19 protein-coding genes are annotated in these 20,916 nt (G+C 44.8%); 8 read left to right on the forward strand and 11 right to left on the reverse strand.

Annotation, left to right across the window (positions count from 1 at the left end; all coding sequences use genetic code 11):
- Positions 1 to 19: 19 nt before the first annotated feature.
- From QMA41_RS08540 to QMA41_RS08550, 3 genes are all read right to left on the reverse strand, one after another.
- The gene (locus QMA41_RS08540; RefSeq protein WP_281629380.1) at positions 20 to 586 is read right to left on the reverse strand and encodes a hypothetical protein; all 567 of its coding nucleotides are present in this window, start codon (positions 584 to 586) and stop codon (positions 20 to 22) included.
- A gap of 174 nt (positions 587 to 760) precedes the next feature.
- Positions 761 to 1,450 (reverse strand): flavin reductase, encoded by a 690-nt coding sequence (locus QMA41_RS08545; RefSeq protein WP_038159882.1) that lies wholly within the window; start codon positions 1,448 to 1,450, stop codon positions 761 to 763.
- Between the two features lie 174 nt (positions 1,451 to 1,624).
- Positions 1,625 to 3,088, reverse strand: coding sequence for a deoxyribodipyrimidine photo-lyase (locus QMA41_RS08550; protein WP_281629381.1), 1,464 nt, complete (start codon positions 3,086 to 3,088; stop codon positions 1,625 to 1,627).
- A gap of 79 nt (positions 3,089 to 3,167) precedes the next feature.
- Here QMA41_RS08550 and QMA41_RS08555 point away from each other — a divergent pair, with 79 nt between their 5' ends.
- Positions 3,168 to 3,473 (forward strand): DUF6482 family protein, encoded by a 306-nt coding sequence (locus QMA41_RS08555; protein WP_171339552.1) that lies wholly within the window; start codon positions 3,168 to 3,170, stop codon positions 3,471 to 3,473.
- A gap of 86 nt (positions 3,474 to 3,559) precedes the next feature.
- Here QMA41_RS08555 and QMA41_RS08560 read toward each other — a convergent pair whose 3' ends face one another.
- On the reverse strand, positions 3,560 to 5,101 hold the full coding sequence (locus QMA41_RS08560) for a sodium:solute symporter (protein ID WP_281629382.1): 1,542 nt from the start codon (positions 5,099 to 5,101) through the stop codon (positions 3,560 to 3,562).
- A 339-nt stretch (positions 5,102 to 5,440) separates the two neighbouring features.
- Here QMA41_RS08560 and QMA41_RS08565 point away from each other — a divergent pair, with 339 nt between their 5' ends.
- The 3 genes from QMA41_RS08565 (at position 5,441) to QMA41_RS08575 (ending at position 8,902) form a co-directional block, all read left to right on the forward strand.
- Complete coding sequence (locus tag QMA41_RS08565) at positions 5,441 to 6,736, forward strand: MFS transporter (RefSeq protein WP_281629383.1); 1,296 nt, start codon at positions 5,441 to 5,443, stop codon at positions 6,734 to 6,736.
- A gap of 99 nt (positions 6,737 to 6,835) precedes the next feature.
- The gene (locus tag QMA41_RS08570) at positions 6,836 to 7,852 is read left to right on the forward strand and encodes a nuclear transport factor 2 family protein (RefSeq protein WP_281629384.1); all 1,017 of its coding nucleotides are present in this window, start codon (positions 6,836 to 6,838) and stop codon (positions 7,850 to 7,852) included.
- A 171-nt stretch (positions 7,853 to 8,023) separates the two neighbouring features.
- Positions 8,024 to 8,902, forward strand: a complete 879-nt coding sequence (locus QMA41_RS08575) for an AEC family transporter (protein ID WP_281629385.1) — start codon at positions 8,024 to 8,026, stop codon at positions 8,900 to 8,902.
- Here the strand turns inward: QMA41_RS08575 and soxR are convergent.
- Complete coding sequence (soxR, locus tag QMA41_RS08580; RefSeq protein WP_021455811.1) at positions 8,873 to 9,340, reverse strand: redox-sensitive transcriptional activator SoxR; 468 nt, start codon at positions 9,338 to 9,340, stop codon at positions 8,873 to 8,875. The genes QMA41_RS08575 and soxR overlap by 30 nt on opposite strands.
- 115 nt (positions 9,341 to 9,455) lie before the next feature.
- Here soxR and QMA41_RS08585 point away from each other — a divergent pair, with 115 nt between their 5' ends.
- Together QMA41_RS08585 and QMA41_RS08590 are read left to right on the forward strand one after the other, a co-directional pair.
- Positions 9,456 to 10,667 (forward strand): MFS transporter, encoded by a 1,212-nt coding sequence (locus QMA41_RS08585; RefSeq protein ID WP_281629386.1) that lies wholly within the window; start codon positions 9,456 to 9,458, stop codon positions 10,665 to 10,667.
- A gap of 138 nt (positions 10,668 to 10,805) precedes the next feature.
- On the forward strand, positions 10,806 to 12,398 hold the full coding sequence (locus QMA41_RS08590; RefSeq protein ID WP_043009976.1) for a bacteriohemerythrin: 1,593 nt from the start codon (positions 10,806 to 10,808) through the stop codon (positions 12,396 to 12,398).
- Here QMA41_RS08590 and QMA41_RS08595 read toward each other — a convergent pair.
- From QMA41_RS08595 to QMA41_RS08605, 3 genes are read right to left on the reverse strand one after another with little or no spacing between them, the layout of a single operon-like run.
- Positions 12,390 to 13,259: a DUF3626 domain-containing protein gene (locus tag QMA41_RS08595; protein ID WP_281629387.1), complete on the reverse strand. Its 870-nt coding sequence runs from the start codon at positions 13,257 to 13,259 to the stop codon at positions 12,390 to 12,392. The two genes, QMA41_RS08590 and QMA41_RS08595, sit on opposite strands and share 9 nt — an antisense overlap.
- 8 nt (positions 13,260 to 13,267) lie before the next feature.
- A complete protein-coding gene (locus QMA41_RS08600) occupies positions 13,268 to 13,789 on the reverse strand; it encodes a MerR family transcriptional regulator (RefSeq protein ID WP_040121876.1) in 522 nt (173 codons plus the stop codon).
- 8 nt (positions 13,790 to 13,797) lie between these two features.
- Complete coding sequence (locus tag QMA41_RS08605) at positions 13,798 to 14,718, reverse strand: DMT family transporter (protein WP_281629388.1); 921 nt, start codon at positions 14,716 to 14,718, stop codon at positions 13,798 to 13,800.
- Positions 14,719 to 14,871: 153 nt separating this feature from the next.
- Between QMA41_RS08605 and QMA41_RS08610 the strand changes: the two genes are divergently transcribed.
- On the forward strand, positions 14,872 to 15,504 hold the full coding sequence (locus tag QMA41_RS08610) for an SDR family NAD(P)-dependent oxidoreductase (RefSeq protein WP_281629389.1): 633 nt from the start codon (positions 14,872 to 14,874) through the stop codon (positions 15,502 to 15,504).
- Positions 15,505 to 15,541: 37 nt separating this feature from the next.
- On the opposite strand, the gene QMA41_RS08615 is transcribed toward QMA41_RS08610, so the two are convergent.
- Both QMA41_RS08615 and QMA41_RS08620 read right to left on the reverse strand, forming a co-directional pair.
- A complete protein-coding gene (locus QMA41_RS08615) occupies positions 15,542 to 15,667 on the reverse strand; it encodes a hypothetical protein (RefSeq protein ID WP_257001158.1) in 126 nt (41 codons plus the stop codon).
- 370 nt (positions 15,668 to 16,037) lie between these two features.
- A complete protein-coding gene (locus QMA41_RS08620; protein WP_040121879.1) occupies positions 16,038 to 17,948 on the reverse strand; it encodes a methyl-accepting chemotaxis protein in 1,911 nt (636 codons plus the stop codon).
- Between the two features lie 373 nt (positions 17,949 to 18,321).
- Between QMA41_RS08620 and QMA41_RS08625 the strand changes: the two genes are divergently transcribed.
- A complete protein-coding gene (locus QMA41_RS08625; RefSeq protein WP_006961438.1) occupies positions 18,322 to 19,941 on the forward strand; it encodes a methyl-accepting chemotaxis protein in 1,620 nt (539 codons plus the stop codon).
- A gap of 64 nt (positions 19,942 to 20,005) precedes the next feature.
- Here QMA41_RS08625 and QMA41_RS08630 read toward each other — a convergent pair whose 3' ends face one another.
- On the reverse strand, positions 20,006 to 20,845 hold the full coding sequence (locus tag QMA41_RS08630; protein WP_019275957.1) for a MalM family protein: 840 nt from the start codon (positions 20,843 to 20,845) through the stop codon (positions 20,006 to 20,008).
- Between the last annotated feature and the right edge of the window lie 71 nt (positions 20,846 to 20,916).

Below are 20,916 nucleotides of genomic sequence, written 5' to 3' on the forward strand. Positions count from 1 at the left end.
CAAGAATTTAAGCTATTTATCAGCCTTTAGCATTCGGCTGATAATGATACCTTTCGATGTTTTCACCAGTAATTACCTGGATTTCAAAAGGCTCACTGGTATCTAAACCATTGGTCGCAAGTTTGGAATCGTTACGCCACAGGCGTGATGGGTAATCCATATTTGGAACATCTCCTACAGCATCAAATACACCGAGCTGTACGACTTTTCCATCTTGCACTAATTTAACTTTGTACAAATCGCGGCTAACCGAGTTAATTGTTTCACCGTATACTCGTACAATAAATGCACCATTCGAATAAAGAGAATTTAATAGCTGAGTTTGATGCTCAACTTTCTCTTGCGACCACAGACCACTTTTCGCCTTTTTAGTGTATATCCCTTTTGATTGCTCACGAGAAATATACTCAACAGATGTCACCATAGATTGAGACTGATCGAACGCCATATTATAAGTAGTATTATTGACATCAATCTCGAACTGTTTATTTAGGTTATTTGCATCCTTTTGTATAGACGTGTTTGTGCTCTGACAACCAGTTAGTGCGACTAGTACTAAAGCACTAACTATAGAGCTTCTAAACATTGTTACTCCAACAACTGACAATTTAGTTATAAAACGCGGTGATTATACATATTAACAACTTATATAAAAGTCATTTATGGGAGCAATCTAATACTTATTAACTAATTAGTTGACAAGATGAATATAATTTCGATGTTATTTTGAGTGATGTGTTAATAACATCATTGAATTTGTTCAATCTGTTTCCGATTTCAAAGCCGCCCAAGAAGAAGGATCCCCTTCTAACGTTAGTGGATGTAACGACAAATTGGGCTTTGCATAGCTCAGTCGATACAACCTTTGAGTTACATGGTAACTATCCAGCCCTGAGATTGTGACCGCTTCCATCGATTCGATGTCGACGTATCCATCTGGTTGGATAAACTGATCCGGTATCAGTATTTCCTCCACTTCTCCAATAATTAAGCATGTATTATTTGCAGTGATATCAATGTATTCACTGAGCTTTAAACCGATTTTTAAGTTGCTCTCCAACACATATGGAGCGGGGAAACGCTCAGAAAAATACGGTGTTAAACCTGTCTCATCAAACTCTGACTGTGCTCTCGAGTATCGTGCTGATGTTTGATGTGCTGCTCTTGCAATGTCAGATTCGACTGAGTTAATAGAGAAAAAACCAGACTGCAAAACATTCTCGAGAGTGTGCCTGTCAACGGTGTTTGGTCTGCTGACAAAACCAAGAAGAGGAGGAGAAGAACCTATATGCACAACAGAGCTGACAATTGCGAGATTGTTGTTGCCGAATTTATCTTGGGTTCCAATCAAGTTGGCGCTTTTAAATCCCGACAAACTGTTTATTAGCCTAGCTCTCTTTCGCTCATCCATGGCAGTGATTTGAGATTTGGTAAAATTTTTATCTTTCATTGAACGTTATCTAAACCATTTAAGACATCAGAATTAACAGGCACGCAGCTAAGCGGCTAAATAGGAAAGAATCAGAAACAGTATTGCAGTCACTATCAAGGTTGGCTTCAACATAACGTGCTCCAAGAATTACAGAGATATAATCCACTTTTACGGTTCATTTATCCCATTAGATCAACTGCTTCTGACATGAGTGGACAATATTCTTTTTGCTTCCAAAACCACGTCTTCTTTCTTCTTCCATGCCCAAAGTCTGTCCCTCGCTTCCCTGCCTGCTGTATCAAGATCAATGATGGGATTTAGGTAAATGCTAGATCCTTCGATGTCATACATTAGCGCTTCCATTGCACTCATCTTCCAAGGTTCAAAAAGCAATGGAATCGGGATGTCCTTAAGTTCTGGTACCCATTTTTTAATGAACACTCCATCGGGGTCATGGTCAATTGCTTGTTTGGTCGGGTTATAGATTCTTATTGTGTTGATACCTGTAACGCCGGACTGCATTTGAAATTGCGCGTAGTGAATACCAGGCTCAAAGTCCAGAAATAAAGACGCGAGATGAGCGACTCCGTTACGCCAATCTTGAGCCAAATGATGGGTTAAAAAACTGACGAGCATCGCCCTCATCCTGAAGTTCAGATAACCAGTATGTGCGAGACATCTCATACAAGCATCAACCAAAGGATAGCCAGTATTGCCCTCTTTCCATGCTGTGAGATGATCGTTGTTTGTCTTGGCTGAATGTTGGATCAGTGATTCATAGCCTCGATTGACGCATCTGAATTCCATCTGATGCTCCGACTCAAATTTTTGAATAAAGTGACAATGCCAATGCAGCCGTGAAGAGAATGCAATTAAGCTTCTTCTCATTCCTTTGTCGTTCCAGTGACTCAGTAGAAACTGATACACCTCACGCAGTGACAAATTCCCCCAGGCCAAATAAGGCGACAATCGTGAGCACGCCTCCCGGGAAGCCGAAGGGCTAGAGATAGAGAAATAGTAGTGCTTGCCCCTCCGAGTAAAAAAGTCATTCAACGTTGCCCAGCCTACTTTAACACCCCCAGTCTGAATACCGGGCACCTTACTCAACCATGCTTCAGGAGGAGTGAAAACAATGCCAAAATCATCGTTGAGATTTGGAAGAAGAGCGTCAGCACTCAATGCGTTAGATTCGATCGGTGCGCGCATCACCCTCTGCCAATTCTTATCCCAATGTTGTCTTTCCTTACAACCTCTTACCACAGCACCATTAGCGAACTCATACCAACTAATTTGGCGGCCTTCACACCATTTCAAAACCTGTTTGTCTCGCTGAAATGTCACGTCTAGACCAGTTTCTTGGTGCGAATAGAGAGCTTCGATCTGAAATTGTTTCGCCATCTTTTCAAGAAAACTCAGTACATCACATCCACCAACCAACACTTTGGCATTGAAAGACTCTAAATGGCCGTTGATGTCACTGAGTGACTGCCATACAAAACGCCAATGTCGTTCTGAGTAATGTGCGTTTGCTAGAAGGTCTGGTTCGAAGAGATAAAAAATCAGAGTTGGAGTATCAGAGCATAATGCTGCATTAAGCGGAGCATGATCCGTTAGTCTCAGATCGCGTTTCAACCAGACTAAGTTAATCTTTTTCATAGGATTCCTCGTATCAAAGACTTGTACGAACAATCTGTATAGCAATATCAATTATTTTAGATAATTACTGGTGGGCACCATGAAAATGAGTTTGAGTAAGCTAGAGAAATTCTTCTTCATCGATAAATTGATCATTCATTCTCTGGATTTGTCACTGTATCAAGCATCTGTCGTTATAGAAGGGCAAGAATATTATGTATCGGATGAGCGGGGGCAGATGCTGAAAGCTCTATCTGTCGTTGAAATGCAAAAGAAATGTTCAAAGCTAAATGTCACTAAACAATACTTGCGACACACAAGCGCCTATGACGAGATGGTGGGCGGTCCTACAAAAGGATCCAGCAACGCTCTGGAGGTTCTGTTGTTGGACAATGAGTACTACTAAGTTGACCAATTACCATTATAAATCAGCAGCTCTGCGAATAACCTCTGTTCACTGATAATCAGCACCAGTCTGAAGATATCTAAACATTAGGACAATGCAGTATAAAGCCAGTCAGGAAGAATTAGACAAGCAGAAATAGAGACGATGGCAAACAGCAGCAAACCATAATGGCTGATGTTAGGCGTTGCAAAAAGATGCTTTTGATTTCGAATAAAAGACGCCTGTTGAGAGGTAATTCGCCCCCAGAATCGACTCGCTATTACGCCAAATACTAAGAAAACAACAGTGCCTATTGGCGCAAACCAAGGCCAAGCCACCTCTGCATACCTTGCTGCAAACACGGCAAATACACTGGTAATACTGCCTACAATCACCCCTATCTCGTTCGACCTAGACCAAAACAAACCAAGCACAAATGAGCCTAGTCGAATGCCGACAAAAATGGACGTGAGGCTGGCAATAGTTTTCAAAACAGATTCATTGGATACTGCCAGTAACGCAGGCACGACGACCATCGCCGCAGCAAGAAGGCTCGTCTTACGCGCAACTGACTCGTAGTGCTGAGCTGTTGCGTCGCGTTGAATAAAACGTTTATAGATATCGAATGTAGCTACTGTTGCCATCGAATTGTAAGTAGAGTCCAACGTCGACATCGCAGCGGCAGCCAATGCCGAAATAATCAAACCTACGACGACTGGATTTGTATGATTAAAAACGAAATCTAGAATCACTTCATTACTATTATCAAAGCTTTGATCTTGATAAAACACACTGAGCAATACGCCGATCAAGGCAAAAAAGAGGTAAATGAAAAAGGCGCCATACCCACACAGCAGCATCGACTTCTGCGCAGTGTGTTCATTTTTGGTTGCCAATGTTCTTTGAATAATGAGCTGATTGGTGCCATAAACACTTAAATGTAGAAAGCTCACAGCAACCACCCCAGCCCATAATGTTGTATCAATGCCCAGATCAAAGTCTGCATTGATAATATTGAGGTGCTGCTTCGAAAGATGCTCTGCGGTATTGATATCCATCAGTAAGATAACCAGTATGGCAATACTTCCAATTACTAACACCACAGATTGAAGCATGTCTGTCCAGATGACTGTTGATATACCACCCGCATAGGTGTAGCAAGCAGTAAAAAGACTGATATAGATAATAGCTTCGGAAATAGAAACGGGCAGAACCTGGACAAGAATCAGGGCGACGGCATACAGGATCACGCCAGCAGAAATACACTGAACAATCAGAAACACCATTGAGTTGATCGTTCTGGCATAAACACCGAAGCGCAGCTCTAGATACTCATAAATTGAGGTCAGACCGAGCTTATAGAACACTGGAACAAAGAAAATAACCGCAAAGAAAATTACGATGGGATAGTTGAGGTGGATACTCATCGCTTCCATACCTGAGCTGTACACCCAACCTGGCATTCCTACAAACGTCATTGCGCTAATGTAAGTCGCGAGAATCGAAACCCCAGCAGTAAACCAACCAAACTGCTTATCTCCAGTAGAAAAATCCCCACCAGCACGGCCACGTTTATTAACTAAGTAGCTGATCAGTATGGTTATAAATATATAAATAGCAACAATTGCAAAGCTTGAGTACGTAACCATTTTTAAATTTCACCTGATAGCATAGTGCCGTAAATCACGTACTCATCATACTTAAAAGGATCTGACACCAGGCATTTCTTCACCATTACTGTGATTACTGTCACTTGATTTGATTACTTTGCGCACGGTAACTGTTAGAACACTCAAAATGGCGATCTTGATCACCAAAAACAACAAAATGGGTACGTACTCATTTTAAAGTTGATTTTGATCACGGATCCAATCACAGCAAAAAAACTATGATCCACAGCGAAATACAGAGTGGTCAGATCCGAGAACGATCGTTTTAATTCTGACTTACAAAACTAAAGAACCGAGTAAAATAGAGGTTTATCGGTCATGAATTCGAAAAAACACATGAGCGAAGTTCCTATAATTCAAAGGGTCACCGCCTATCTAGCGATACTAGTCGGATACTTTTTCTATTGTTATAACTTTGTAATTATTGACTACGTACGCCCATATATTGTTGAAGCCTATGACGGCATTAGCCTGTCTGATACTGCTCAATTCTACACCTGGCAGTCAGTAGGCGCGCTGATCGGGGCGTTGAGCTGTGCCGGGTTTGCGACCAAGTTTGGTAAAAAATCAACTTTGATTACCATCACAGCTCTAAACGGCGGTGCCACCATCATCAATATGATGTTTACCGACTATACAACCTGGGCAGCGATGCGATTCATTATTGGATTATCGTTGGGTGGCTACTTCACGGTGGCAGTCAGCTTAATGATTGGCCTATTTACCCCAACGGTCCGAGGTAAGCTAACGGCATTTGCTTCATCGATGTTCTCAGTCGCTCTGATGGTAATGGGGGCTTATGCAGCGTTCATTTCCAGCATTGATGCTCCATGGGAAAGCTTGATGTGGGTCGGCGGTATTCCTCCATTAGTCGCCGCACTAGCGATGATTTTTGTTCTACCGAGTGACAAAAAGGTCATCGCCTATGGTGAAGAGGAGCAGGTTTCTGAATCAGGCACATCCACTCCAGCTAAACAAGGTTCTTGGGGTGAAATGCTCAGCAGACCCTATCGAACCTTGACCATCAGTTGCATTTTGTTGGCGGGCCTTAATTTCTATGGTTTCCAATTCTTCAGCGGCTTCGTAACCACTTACCTGAAAGAAGTTCGTCAGTTTGATGGAGCCACTATCGGAGTCATCTTCTCCATTTCTGCTTTTGGGTCTCTATTTGGAGCCTGGGTTTGGGGAGCAATCGCCGACAAATATGGACGAAAGGTTAACGCATTCGGATTCATCCTCGCAGGCGTGATGGCATCTGTATTCTTTATTGCGCCGAGTGACGTCATGATCGGGAGCCTGAACATGCTGGCTATCCTCGGTTTAATTTACAACTTCGGCTTATCTTCATCAGCAGTATGGGGTGGCTATTTCTCTGAGCTATTCCCTGCACACCTTCGCAGCTATGGCGCAGCTCTGTTCCATGGTGGTCGAATCATCGGTATGTGGGCGCCAATGGTATTGATCTTTATTCAGGAACGTACCGACCTACAAACTGCTATGTGGGGCTCACCGATTGTATGGATTGTCGCAGGCTTGCTCTGGCTATCACTGCCAGAAACCTTGAAAGGTGGCTTATTCGACAAGAAGAAACGAGCGGAAGCCGCTCAAGCATAACTGAATCAGATTTTCCGGCCTGAACACTGGGCAGGCCGGTTCCAAAAACTTTTCGAGTCCTGTTCCAACATCTGGCTCGACGTATCAAGAGAGCAAATTATGGCTAAATATCAAGAAGCAAAACGCATCGTGCGTGATTATTTCAACGCAATGGAAAACGCGACTCATGAGAATGTTGCAGAAGTACTAAAAGCACATACCTCAGAAGATTACTTGTGGCGCGGAGTCTACCCTTTCCGCGAGCAAGAAGGCGCTCAAGCTGTCGCCGAGGTTTTCTGGGCGCCGTTGATGAAATCAATGACACGCATGCAGCGCCGTCAGGATATTTTTATTGGCGGTAACAACGAAATCAATCCTGATGAAATTTGGGTAATGAGCATGGGGCACTTTATGGGCCTATTCGATGCAGAGTATCTCGGGATGCGCCCAACAGGGAAGATCATGAACGTTCGCTACGCTGAGTTTAACTGCGTAGAAAACGGTAAGATCACAAAAACAGGTTTGTTCCTCGATCTGCTTGGCGCGATGGATCAAGCTGGCTGTTACCCACTTCCTCCTTCAACTGGTCAGCATTTTGTTTATCCAGGGCCACGTAATCATGACGGCCTGCTATTTGAAGATGCCCAACCGGAAGAAGGCCAAGCAACACTCGACTTGGTTAACAAAATGGTCGATGACCTGTCTTCACTGAACGATAGCGGCGCTATGGGTTGCCCACCAGAAGTTCTCGAAAAGAGTTGGTCAAAAGACATGATTTGGTATGGTCCGTGTGGTATCGGCGCTTCTTACACAATTCCGCGTTACCAACAACAGCACCAGTTACCATTCCGCAATAACTTGAAGGACAAGAAGTTCAACGGCCACGTTTGTCGATTCGCAGAAGGTAACTTCTCTTGCTTCTTCGGTTGGCCAAATCTTTCCAATACGCCAATTGGAGGCTTCCTTGGAATGACAGGTGGTGAAATCCGTGCTGACATGCAGGTGGTTGACGTGTATTACCGTGACGGTGACAAACTATCTGAAAACTGGGTCTTGATTGATCTTCCATACTGGCTGAAACAACAAGGCCTTGATGTATTTGAGCGCACTCAGGCAATCCTAAACCCTTCTGTATAATTAGTCCTCAATGCCTGAGCAACTCTTCGCTCAGGCATTGAATCTCATCCGACATACGCACTCAGAAACAAAGCTTCTTAACGCAGCAAAGCTTTTGTTAATCTCATCGCGTTAAATTATCCATTTATCAGGTACTTTGCTTAAAGTACTCAATCGGATTCAAGGACGAATATGTTGGAGCAAGTTATCGGGATTCTATTCCCGGTCTTCGCGTTGGTTTTAGTCGGTTTTTCTGTTGGACGCTGGCTCAAACCTGACTTTCGCCCAATCAATCGCATCAATATGGATGCGTTTACGCCAGCATTAGTGTTTTCGTCATTAGTCTCAATGCCGTTGGACACCGAACAAGTACCGTTGCTCAGCGCTTCATTAATCGCGGTACTCTTGCCGGGGGTTTTAATGATCCCCATCTGTAAACTTGCAGGCCTGCGTTATAAAGCATGGGCTCCCCCTCACATGTTCCGCAACAGTGGTAATCTGGCGATTCCACTCTTTACCTATACCTTCGGTGATACAGCCTTAGCGTCCGCAGTGCTATTGTTCGTTGTTTCAGCCTGTATCCACGTGAGTCTTGGACTCGCGTTGCTCAGTGAAGGAAACCCTTTTAAGCAAGTCATTCGTATGCCGGTCTTTCTCGCTGCATTTGCCGCCATGGTGCTTAACTTGAGCGGGATCGGCGTATGGGATCCACTTTATGAAGCGACGGCGTTGCTTGGACAGGCGGCGGTGCCAGTGATGCTACTCTCATTGGGCGCGCAGATGTGTAATATGCGATTGAGCGGGCTTAGAGTGGGGATTTTCTGCACTCTTCAATCTCTGGCAACGGGTGCGTCTGCTTTCTGGGTAATTTATACCTTTATCCCTCTACCAGCCATGCAGTTACAAATGATGGTGCTGTTTACTATGCTACCGCCCGCCGTCATGAATTATATGTTTGCAGAACGATTTAACATCGAGCCGAATCGTGTGGCATCCATGGTACTGTTTGGCAACTTCTTCAGTATTCTAACCTTACCGCTATTATTGACTTTCGCTCTGTCCCTCGGCTGACCATTCTTCGGGATTAGTGAGCATTGTTTTCCCTTTGAATGTTTCAGCTCGGATGTCCTGTGGGTTATAAATGGCACAAGATTCCATCGATAAACAACCACAGCCTATGCAGCCTCCAAGGTCATCCTGTAATGCTTTAAGCTGTTGAATTCGATGATCCAGCAAATCATGCCAACCTGATGCCATGCGCTCCCATTGCTGACGATTGGGTGCTTGATGTTTAGGTAAATGAGACAGAGAATGGGCAATCTCTTCCAATGTCAGTCCGACTTCCTGCGCCGCTTTGATTACAGCGATTCGACGTAGCACACTGCGGTGATAGCGACGTTGATTGCCTTGATTCCGCCAACTGAAGATAAGCCCCTTCTGCTCGTAAAAGTGCAACGCAGAGACTTTTACCCCAGCACGCTTTGCGACCTCTCCGACAGTCATTTCCATATACCTCTCCCTCCTTTCTGGCTATTTCAGTTAAATAAACACAAAAAAGCGCTTTACCTTAAGTTAACTTGAGGTTTTAGAGTAACACCAAGTTGGCTTGCAGTGGAGAATAACAATGCAATTAATTATGAAAAACAGAACCATGCCCTACTTGAGTGGCCGTTTCTTTGATGGAATTTCTTCCGGTTTATTTATGATGGCTTTACCTTGGGTCATGCTGGAAACGCCAGGCATGGGCCCTTTTGTGGCTATGGTCGCCTTAGCGTGTACAGCAATTTCTTTTTTCCTGACCCCTTTGTTTTCCACTCTCATCGACAGGCATTCAAGAAAATCGCTGCTAGTACTGGTTCAGATTTTACAATCATCGACAGCTGCCATCGTCATGTTGGCCTACGGACTAGGCATTGAATCAAACTGGTTGCTGGCTATGGCACAATTAGTCTTCTGGGTTTCAAGCAACCTTGCTTGGACTGCAAACAACGCTTTTACACAGGAAAACTATGACCCACATGAGTACGCGGCGATTTCAGGCAAACAGGAAATTATTCTACAGGGTACTACGTTGGGTGCTGGTGCGTTGGGCGTTGTCTTACTGCAAATCTGGGGCATGCTCGAATTTGCGGCGTTTGCCTCCGCAGCATCTGGTTTATCGACATTAAGCTATCTAGTGACGCCATATCGTCAGAAATTGCGTCAGAGCAAAACCACATCCTTTATTGGCCAAATGAAAGAGAGTAAGGATATATTCACCGCTCAGCCTCGCTTTTACGCATTCTTGCTGCTCTCAGCACTGAGCTATCCGATTCTGACCTTCCTCAGCAAGCTGGTGCCGATCTGGTTTTCTGAAGCAGGAATCTCGGGAGACTGGTATGCAGGCTACAACATCGCCTTTGGTTTAGGATCATTGATGACAGGTTTGTTTGTCGCCAGATTACTCAATCTGGCATCTCACCAGTCCACCATGCTCTACTCGATGGCTATAGCGTCCGTAATGCTGATTGGCATGAGTTTCTCTGCTCACCCAGCATACTTATTGATATTCACTCTGTTTTTCGGTTCATTTAACGCTCTCAATCGCATTGCCCGAACCAATTGGATGCACCACACAATTAGGGTGCAGCAGAGAGGTCGAGCCGATGGTGGATTGCAGATGTTTGCGACCATGATACAGAGCGTCAGCTACACAGCAATTGCCTTACTAAGCCATTACGGAATCACTCAATATGGCTTCATGCTGGCGGCAGTCACTATGATAGGCGCAGTGTTAACGATGCATCAGCTCAATAAGCACGATGATATAGAGCCAGAAATCATCGTTCAGAACTAAAACACCATGATACAGCCTGAGAATTTCAGGCTGTATCGACAGAAAATATGGAAATACTCGCCTATAAGTAGGGATATCTGGATCTTTGGCCTAAATTTATTAGGTAGAACATTGAATATACCACCAAGGAGTTGGTGCATGTTTGACAGTCTTGCCGAAAAATTCAGTCAGTTTAATCCCATCCAGTGGATAATCGTTTTCTCCATTCTGGTTTCACCTGCAGCCCTCTATCTAATGTTTGCACAAGCGTGGATCGGGCTATTAGCACTCGTGCTATATCATTGCCTGATGCTGGCTATGTTTTATGCCTTAAGCCAGATGCTAAACCAAGTCCGAAATGCGGCTAGGCAGCTCTCAGAGGGGGATCTAACGGTACGTATTCCACTACAAGATCCCGAAGCGCGATCATTATCTCGGACAGTTAATCGCATCGGAGAAGATATCTCGCGTACCGTTCATGCCCTTGGTAAATCAACAGCAAGGCTGCTGGACGTTGCAGATACCGTGCAGAAAGACTCAGAAATATCGCAAGCTGGTGCCATTGGTCAAAAGCAAGATGTCGACAGCGCTAAAACCATCATCAATCAGTTGTCTGACATCACTCAGCAAGTCTCTGAACATTGTGAATCAACAGCGAATTTGGCGAACGAAGCCAAACTCAAAGCAGATCAGGGTTCACGCGACATGGTAGCGCTGGAGGAAGCACTCAACAGTGCTAACCAACATATTGAAAACTCCAATGAACACTTCCAGTCGCTCATGGAAGAAACCACTCAAATCAGCCAGGTAATGGAAACCATAAGCAGCATCGCAGACCAAACCAACTTACTGGCATTAAACGCAGCCATTGAAAGTGCACGTGCTGGTGAGCAAGGGCGAGGTTTTGCTGTCGTTGCTGATGAAGTCCGTACTCTGGCAATGCGAACACAGGAAGCAACAGAAGAGATCCGTGATAAGATCAACAACCTACAAGCAAAGACCGATGACGTGCTTGAAACCATGAAGGAGAACAAAACCAGCATGGATAAATCGTTAGCGTTAGCTTCAACTGCTGAACAGTCATTTAAGGCGCTAAATCTGCAAATTGAAGAAGTCCGCTCTTACGGCCAGCAGATAGCCCGTTCATCAGAAACGCAATTGAGGCAAACACATGACCTCGACAACTGTTTGCAGCAAATCACGCAAGAATCTGACAATAATGTCCAGTCAACACGTGAAACATTACGAGCCAGTATCACAGTACGAAACTTGTCGGGAGAAATTGATTCACTGCTGCACCGATTCGAAACCAATCAGACTCAGATTCAGCAGGAAGAGTCAAAACGCGACAAGCTGATGGAGTGGAATGAGCAGCTCGATATCGGGCTGGATGAAATTAACCGCCAACATCAAACCTTGCTGCATTTGATTAATGAACTGTATTACTTACTCAAACACAACTATGGTCTTTCTTCGATCAAACGCGTCGTACAAGGTTTGATCGATTACACGGCTAACCACTTTAAATATGAAGAAACTCTGTTTGCTCAGATTGGCTATGAGCAGACACAGGAACATATTGATAAACACGCTCAACTCGTCGATGAAGTGTTGGCGTTTCAAAAACGTGTTGAGCGCGGAGAAGACATAGGTGAAGAGCTGATGAGTTTTCTCAAAAACTGGTTAAGCCAGCATATTATGCGTGAAGATAAAGCTTACACCGATGCCTTTAAGCAGAACGGATTAAACTGAGCCTCTTTCGCCATAGCCAAAACGAGCAAGATAGTGCCACACCTTTTTCACATTTTGCTCGTCAAACCCTTGCTGGTAGATAGCATGAGCCAGCACATCAGGCGTGATCAAATTATTTACGGCAATCTGCTTAGCCAACTCAATAAATTCCTCACCACGGTATTCCGGAAAAGCAGAAAAAACATCCACCTCTGCTCGATAGCCTTCATGCCACTCGATTTTACAAGGTAACTCATTCGCCAGATTTTCTATGCTTGTCCCTTGGTATACTGGGTCGAGTACAAGGGCATCAACGTCTCTATCAATGCGGATTTCACCATGGATATGTGCTTCAACATAGCGATCCAACTCGTCCAGGATGTCACCCTCTGCTAATGCAATCAGGGCTGAGACTTGCTCAGCGGTAGCAAAATCTTCAGGCTCATAGAAACTGTCTGGATAACAAAAAGTGGTGCGTTCTAAAACATGGGGTTTCAGCCTGAAGTACGAAGAGCCAAAACGGGGAGCACCACCAGCGACGCTTTCGATAAAATGAAGTGCGCCATATTTCGGGCGCAGATGATCGCTGCTCTGATCGTACACGCCTTCAAAAACACGCTGCTCCCACTTCCAACGGTCACCACCATGGAATGCGGTCAAACCACCATTACTGGTGCCTGTTTGAAACTGAGACTTGAGCACGCCATCTTTCGCCATCGCGGACAATATAGGCTTCCCCTCTTTGGTCATTCGATCAGGGTGAAAGTTAATCGTGACGGGAAATGGACACAATGTATTCACGGTTGATGACTTAGCGCGAATAACCTCGATGGCCCGATTAATCAAATCCGCTTCTGAACATGGTTCAAATTTCTTGTCCAACCTTCCTCCTAGGCACGTGCCATAGAACGTATTTCTGCAATCTCATCTGCGTCAATCTGTAACGATTCAAGGAACTCTTGATGAGCATCAGGCTCCATTCGTTCAAATTGTTTATGCCAGTTAGCCATATCTTCTTCCGTCATGCCAGAACTTCTAAGCACGTTGACCCAGCGCTCTTTGGTCAGCAAGTTCTGGTCAAACAAAATCGGCTGCTCTAGGAGAGCTAAAATCGCTTTTTGTTGCTGGCGCAATGTCTGGATCTCGCGTTCCAAGGCAGTAAACTGATCGCGCAACGTCTGCTCTTGTTTATGCTCATCACTGCGGTCCAACAAAGGCTCAATTTCCTGAACCGGCAAACCAAATGATCGGTAAGACATGATGCTTTCTAAACGCCGACGCTCTTTCTCTCCATACCAACGGTAGCCATTGTCTGAGCGTGTGGCAGGCATCAGCAAACCAACACGCTCGTAGTACAGCACTGTGGTTCTCGAGACATTACACGCCTTGGCTAATTGAGTGACAGTCAACATAAGCAACCTTATGAAATCGTTTTGTTTTTATATAGCATAGGTAAGATAGCACTGGCTATGATGGTCATGGCGCCAACGATAGCCATCCAGTTTGGCATTTCAGCAAATAGCCAGTAGCCAAGCAGCAGCGAGTATAGGATTTTTGCGTATTCCACATTGGCAATCACATTCGCCTCACCATATTTGTAGGCGGTAATCCCGATCCATTGCGCAAAGGATGACAACACACCGACACAAATCAGTAACCCGAATTCAGAAGCCGAAGGCCATTGCCAGTTAAGTAAGCTAGGGATCAATGCCATCAAGCCAACAAAAATAGCCTGATAGGCCAGCAAAGTGATCTTGGGTTCGACTTGGGCCACTTTACGAACACACACCACCGCGACAGCAGCCCCTAACGCGCCGACTAAACCTAGCCCGACATAGAGTAATGATCCTTGTTCAAAACTCGGCTGTACCACCAGCATCACGCCGATAAACCCGACCATAATCGTAAACAGGCGTGATGCCGAAATACTCTCAGCCAAGAACAACCTCGAAATACAAGCAACAAACAACACTTGGGTAAAGCCTAATGCTGTTGCGTCTGCCAGAGGAATGTTGCTTACGGTAACAAACCCAAGATACAAAGCGGTGAATGCGCCAAGAATACGGAATGTATGCAATTTGAGTCTTTTGGGCTTTAGCAATACCTGAATATTGCTACAGATTGCGGGGGTGAGCAGCGCGACGAACACCAATTGGCGAAACAGCAGGATCTGAAATACCTCCATAGAGTCGCTCAAAATCCGAACAATCACCCCCACAACCGTGAAAGTCGCCGTCGAGATGAGTGCGAGCAGGACTCCTTTCCAAGTGTTAGGTAACAATGAGAATCGGTTTCGCAGTGACTGCAACCGACCTGAGGAATGGGTAAGACTGGACAACATAGTAACCTCCATTCAATGGACAAAATGGAAGGTTAAAGCCTTCACCTATAGACGGGTCAATGGTGACTTTACTTCTATTTTTGAACTCACCTATCGTCTAAGGTACGGAAAACTGTATAATGCGATTAATTTTCATTATCAGGTAAGGTACAGATGCAAACGATCGTTATTTGGGGCGCCGCAAGTGGGCTGGGGGCAGCGATGGCTGAACATTTCCACTCTCAAGATTACCAAGTGATTGGCATCGCCCGCAATCCAGAGAAAAACCCTCGCCTTGCTCAACTGGGCATCAAGACTTATCGTTGCGACGCCACCATTCAAGAACAAGTCGACAGTGTCGTACGCCAATTACCTCAGGGTGCACTGTCTGTCTCTTCAATGGGCAGTTATCGCGCAGATGTGCCTGTTGACTACATTGGTCATCGTCACTTGATCAATGCTATGGAAGCACATGGTCTGCGTCGATTCCTGTTAGTGACTTCACTTGGATGTGGTGATTCGTGGCAATACTTGTCTGAGCGTTCAAAGCAAGGTTTCGGGGCTGCAGTGCGAGAAAAGTCACTCGCAGAGGCTTGGCTAACCACCAGCCAGCTGGATTACACCATCTTACGACCGGGTGGCTTAAAAAATGGTGAACAGACAGGCAAGGGGGAGCTATCTCAGGCATGTGAGGTTCATGGCCTTATCTACCGAGAAGAAGTGGCTCGATTAGCCGAACAGTTGTTAAACGATGCCAGTAGCACCGGACAGATTTTCCAGTGCATTGATCCAACGTTAACCTATTAGTTCTAGATGTAACGAGCCTGTCAAAAACAGGCTCTGTTTATTTTTTAGATGGTAGGCCGTACGCAAGTCGGGTCAGGCGGTTTAACTCCTGGATCATCCCTTTAACGAACAAGAAATACATGGCAACACAGCCACCGCCAAATCCCCAAAAAAACTCTGCCATAGTCTGCTCCAGAAATGGATTGAGACCGCCATTATTCTTCCCGATAACGCAACCTCACTTCGATAAATCATCACTCCTACGACGACAGAAGCGTCTGGACCTCGTATGGCACAGAACGGTGAGAATCCTATCAACAAGATAAATAAAAAAGGTAAATAGTGACTATTTTTTATTTTTATTTGGACTTTTAGATAACGTGATGAGCGCCGCTAGCTCTGCATATAGCCTCTGAGTCATAGGACTATGTTAAGTGGATGAACTGGTGAGGAAGGAAAATGGTTTAGGTAACGGTTTTCCCATTGTTAGGATGGCAAAGGCTTCCAAAAAAAGAGCCTCGCGACTAGCAAGGCTCTTGATTAAACAACATTATTTAAGACAGCTTAAATCGATTCACGATACTCGATAAATGCGCATTAATGTCCGCAATACTGTGTGCATCTTCCAAAGCTTGCTGGCCGTTGCTGTCCAACTCACCAACAATATCGTTAATTGCACTCATATTACGACTCAACTCTTGGGTCACACTACTCTGCTCTTCCGCTGCTGTAGCGATTTGCGTGCTTAGGTCATTAATCTCCGTGACGAAGTCCGTCATCACGTCGAGACTTTCAGCAACTTCACCTGCACCTTCGGCTGTTTGGCCACATTTGTCTTTGGTCGAATCCATTGAATCTACCACCGACTGACTGCCTCGTAGGAGGCTGGCCAACGCCGACTCAATTTCTTCCGTACTGTCTTTAGTGCGACTCGCCAGTTTACGTACTTCATCTGCAACCACCGCAAAACCACGGCCTTGTTCGCCTGCACGAGCCGCCTCAATCGCCGCATTCAGTGCAAGTAAGTTGGTCTGCTCTGCGATATCACCAATGACACCCAAAATGGTATTAATACCATCGGTCTCTGCAGCCATCTTATTCACGTTTTCAGATGCAACACTGACATCATCTACTAAATCCTGCACGTTAGTCTGTGCCTGCGTCACCGTCACTTTTGATGCTGAGCCCGCTTCGTTCGCTTTGTGAGTGAGCTGAGCGGTATTCGCGGCATCCGTCGCCATCGCTTCTGCGGTTGAGTTCATTTCTTCTATAGCTGTTACCACCTGTTCCGTTTCCTGAACATGGCTTTGAAGAATAGACGAGTTACGCTGACTCTGATCCCGCATACGGTCTACGTTACCATTGAGTTGATTGGTTGCTTCACTAATCTCCAACATCATTGATTGTAAGCTGGCAATGAACTTATTCACACCTTCTGAAATCTGACCTAAGTCGTCATTGGTCGTGACCGTGATACGCTGGGTTAAATCACCATTACCTTCACTCAAACCAGCAATGGTTTCTTTGAGTACCAGAATTGGTCGATAAAGGATTTGCATGACAAACAGCGCGACAACAATACTGATGATGGTAGCAATCACCGCGGTCAGGATGGCAGCTTGCTTAGCGGAAGCCAGGTCTGCAAATGCAATGTCTTTGTCCAGACCGACGACAAAATACCACTTTTTACCTGCGATATTGATTTCATGGGAAAAGAACAGTTTTTCAATATCATCTTGGTGGCCATCATAAACCACATCCGTCTGACCAATAGCTTTGTTGGCTACCGTGTTGAGCCAAGGATATTTGTCAGTCTTGTTGCCTGCCTCAACATTATCCATTGAAGAAGCCAAAATTGTCGTATCGCTATTCAAGATAACAGCAACCGCTCCTGGGATACTATTGGCGCTCTTAGCAATCTCATTAAGAAAACCCAGCTGCATATCGACGGAAATCATACCACTTAAGGTCTTACGTACTATTGATACCCAGTACTCACCGCCTCCGCTACCTTGATAAGGTTCAGTAATCGATGCTGTCGAGCTCTGTCGACCTGCCTGATACCATCCTCGGGTGGTGACATCACCCTCAAATTTGTGGTTGGGCCAAGTAGCGGCATCTTGGTTCCAATAGGCATCGCCATTAGTAAACGCAACAACGGAGCTATTTAGATTGGTTGCATTAGCGATGATATGAGTGAGCTCAATAAAATCATCAGATGTACCTGTGATTTCCTTATTTTCAAATTGCTTACCCAGTTTCTCTAAACCACCAACTTTCTCTCCAAGCTGGTCGGCAATTTTCTGCGCTTGCCCTTTCACATAGCTCTGGTTTGAAGCGGTAATTAACTCCACAAGTGTCTCTTCCTGCTTCACATAAGCTACGTAACTTGAAACAGACACTGATACAACCACCAGTGCAATAATGGACATGAGCAATAACTTTTTAAAACCCAGATTTCTCATTTCTTTTCGTCCCTATGCATCTTAAATTCATTCATCATAAACTTTCCATACACCATTCCATTAGGAGATATGCACGACCTAATCAACAAGTTTATTAATAGATTGTGGTAGGAATATGCCCAAACACCAAATTTGATAACTAATTGAAACAGCTTAATTGCATTCACAACAGCGATATATCCAAATATGTGAACCGATACACCAAAGTAAACAAATATCAAGTGTCTCACTTTTGAGCCAGCGCACTATATAAATATGTAACAATATGAATACAAAATATTCATGACAGAAATCAATTTTCAACTTTGGAACATTGAATAGCCTTTCTACTCACCTTCAAAATCAAAACATAAACTATAAGAATGGCTTAACGATGAAACTCAGCGATCTCACCGTCAAATATAAACTGGCGACCATTGTTGCCTTGGCAATAATTTTTATTGCGATGGCGTGTACCTATAATTTGATCCAACAACGGACAAGCTCCCTGAATGAACGAGAAGACAAACTCAGTGCTCAAGTGGAAGCGACCGTGAGTTTGGTTCAGCACTATTACGATCAGAGACAAACTCTTGGGGAGGAAGCTGCAAAGCAGCAAGCATTGGATGCGATTAAAGCGCTGCGTTATGACGAGTCCAACTATTTTTGGATTCTCGACCAGAAGATGCAGGTGGTCATGCATCCGATTAAACCAGCACTCAACGGGCAAAATGCCGAGAACTTTAAAGACGGTGCTGGTAAATTTCACTGGCGAGAAATGGTCGCTATTTCTCAAACAAGCGCGCAGAAAGGGTTCCTTGACTATCAGTGGAAGAGCCCGCAAGGCGAGCTTAAAGATAAGATTTCCTACGTTCAACTTTTCCCTGAGTGGGGCTGGATTATCGGTTCAGGTCTACTAGTAGCTGATATTCAAGAGGCATTTTATGCACTTGCCTTAAAGGAGGCGTTTGTTGCTTCTATCCTGTCAGCCATCTTGCTCGCCATGGGCTACACAATTTCAAACAACATCATCACACCATTGCACCGATTGATCGATAACACCCACAAGATCGCGGATGGCGATCTTCGTGTACGTATGAATATGTCGAGGAAAGATGAGCTGGGCGAAATGAGCCAGCAAATCGACAAAATGCTGAGCAAGCTTCAGGATACTTTACGCACTGCGCACCAGTCTGCAGAACAGTCCAGTGCTATGGCATGTAATATTGCTCAAGCCAGTGAAGAGGCCGCAACCAGCGTAAATTCTCAACATGCACAGTTAGAGCTTTTGTCGACAGCAATGACTGAAATGAGTGCGACGATTTCAGATGTTGCAACCAACGCAGAGAACACCGCAGTAAGTACTAACAAAGTGGTCGAACACGCTCATCGCAATGATCAAACTATGCAAACCACTTCAAATACGATTGCGGAGGTGTCTCGCAATATTTCTACGGCTCATGATTTGGTGACGGATCTCCAAACTGGCGTCAACGAAATCAGCAATGTGGTCGGTGTGATTAGAGACGTTTCTGAACAAACAAACTTACTCGCCTTAAATGCCGCCATTGAAGCAGCCCGTGCAGGTGAACAAGGCCGTGGTTTTGCGGTAGTCGCTGATGAAGTGCGTAATTTGGCTAGCCGAACACAGAATTCCACCAACGAAGTCCAAGTGACAATTGAAAAGCTCATTGAACAAGCTGGCAGAACCTTTACGGCAATGCAAAGCAGCAATGAAAAAGTTGACGAAAGTGTCTCGGCATCGAACAAAACTCGCGAGCAGCTCGATGTAATAGTGTCAGAGATGCAGAATGCCAACGATATGGTGGCACAGATTGCTGCTGCTTCGGAACAACAAAGTACTGTGGCCACAGAAATGAACGAAAATGTGTCTGGTATTCATTTAGCCGCCAATGAGGTACTTCAGGCTTCTCATTCATTAGCTGAAGACAGTCAACTGATGGCTAACACAGCTGAACACCTCACAGACCAACTAAAATATTTTAAAGTTTAATCCATCGCGATCAAAAAGCCGCTGCCAGATGAATCTGGCAGCGGCTTTTTAGTGTTGGTTATTTTTACTTTTTAGCGTTCACTGCTTTTACGAAGATTTCCTGTGCACCTTCAACATTAAGTGCCTTCGCTTCTTCCAACAGACTGATTGCCTTGTTTAAGTCATTCGACTCAACCGCAGCGGTAATCGCCTGATGGTAGTATTTTTGAGTTTCAGGCTGTACAACTTCAACACTCTTTGCCATTGCTGGTTTGGTGTTGGTCTCTGCTGAGCTTGAAGAGCCCAACTGCTTGAAGAAGCCTAAGCGATCAATTGAAACTTCCACTTTGCCGTACTCAGAGTTTGGAATGGCAATATCTTTTACTTCTGGTAGATAGTTTCCGCGCCCCTCTGCATCTAATCTTGCTGGGTGGGCAACCATGGTCGCTTTGCCCAGTTCACTCTTATCGGTGTAGACAATCAGGTAAACAGACTCAGTATGAGTTGGTGGAAAGAAATCAACTTCTGCAACTAAGCGGTTACCAAGATTCAGGCGAGGCTTAGTATATTCAAATTTTTCGCTTCCGTAGTTTTCTAGCTCACGACCATTTTTGTCGACAATTATCGCTCTAGGAACAAACGCCGTGTCCCCAATCATACTAGTGATGGTGATTGAGTACTCACCACGGTCTGCAGGTAATTCAAACATCGCAACAGGGCTGTTGATGTCTTGGTACTTTAACGTCTGAGACTTAGGGGTAATTTCTACGATGGTGCTACTTGGCAACTTCATCGTCACAGCCTGCAACGCAGAGATTGAGTCTACTTGCTCAGCTTGTGCAGTTTGAACTTGTTGGATTACTTCAGGAGATTGGCAGCCTGCTAGTGCAACGCAGCCACTAAGGACAAGGGCACGAAAATACATAGGGTTTTCCTTATTTTATTTTTTTAAATACTCAGGGGAAAAGTGCTTAAAAAAATAGCCGACAATTGTCG

Source organism: Vibrio sp. St2, assembly GCF_947311885.1.
GTDB classification, from domain to species: domain Bacteria; phylum Pseudomonadota; class Gammaproteobacteria; order Enterobacterales; family Vibrionaceae; genus Vibrio; species Vibrio coralliilyticus.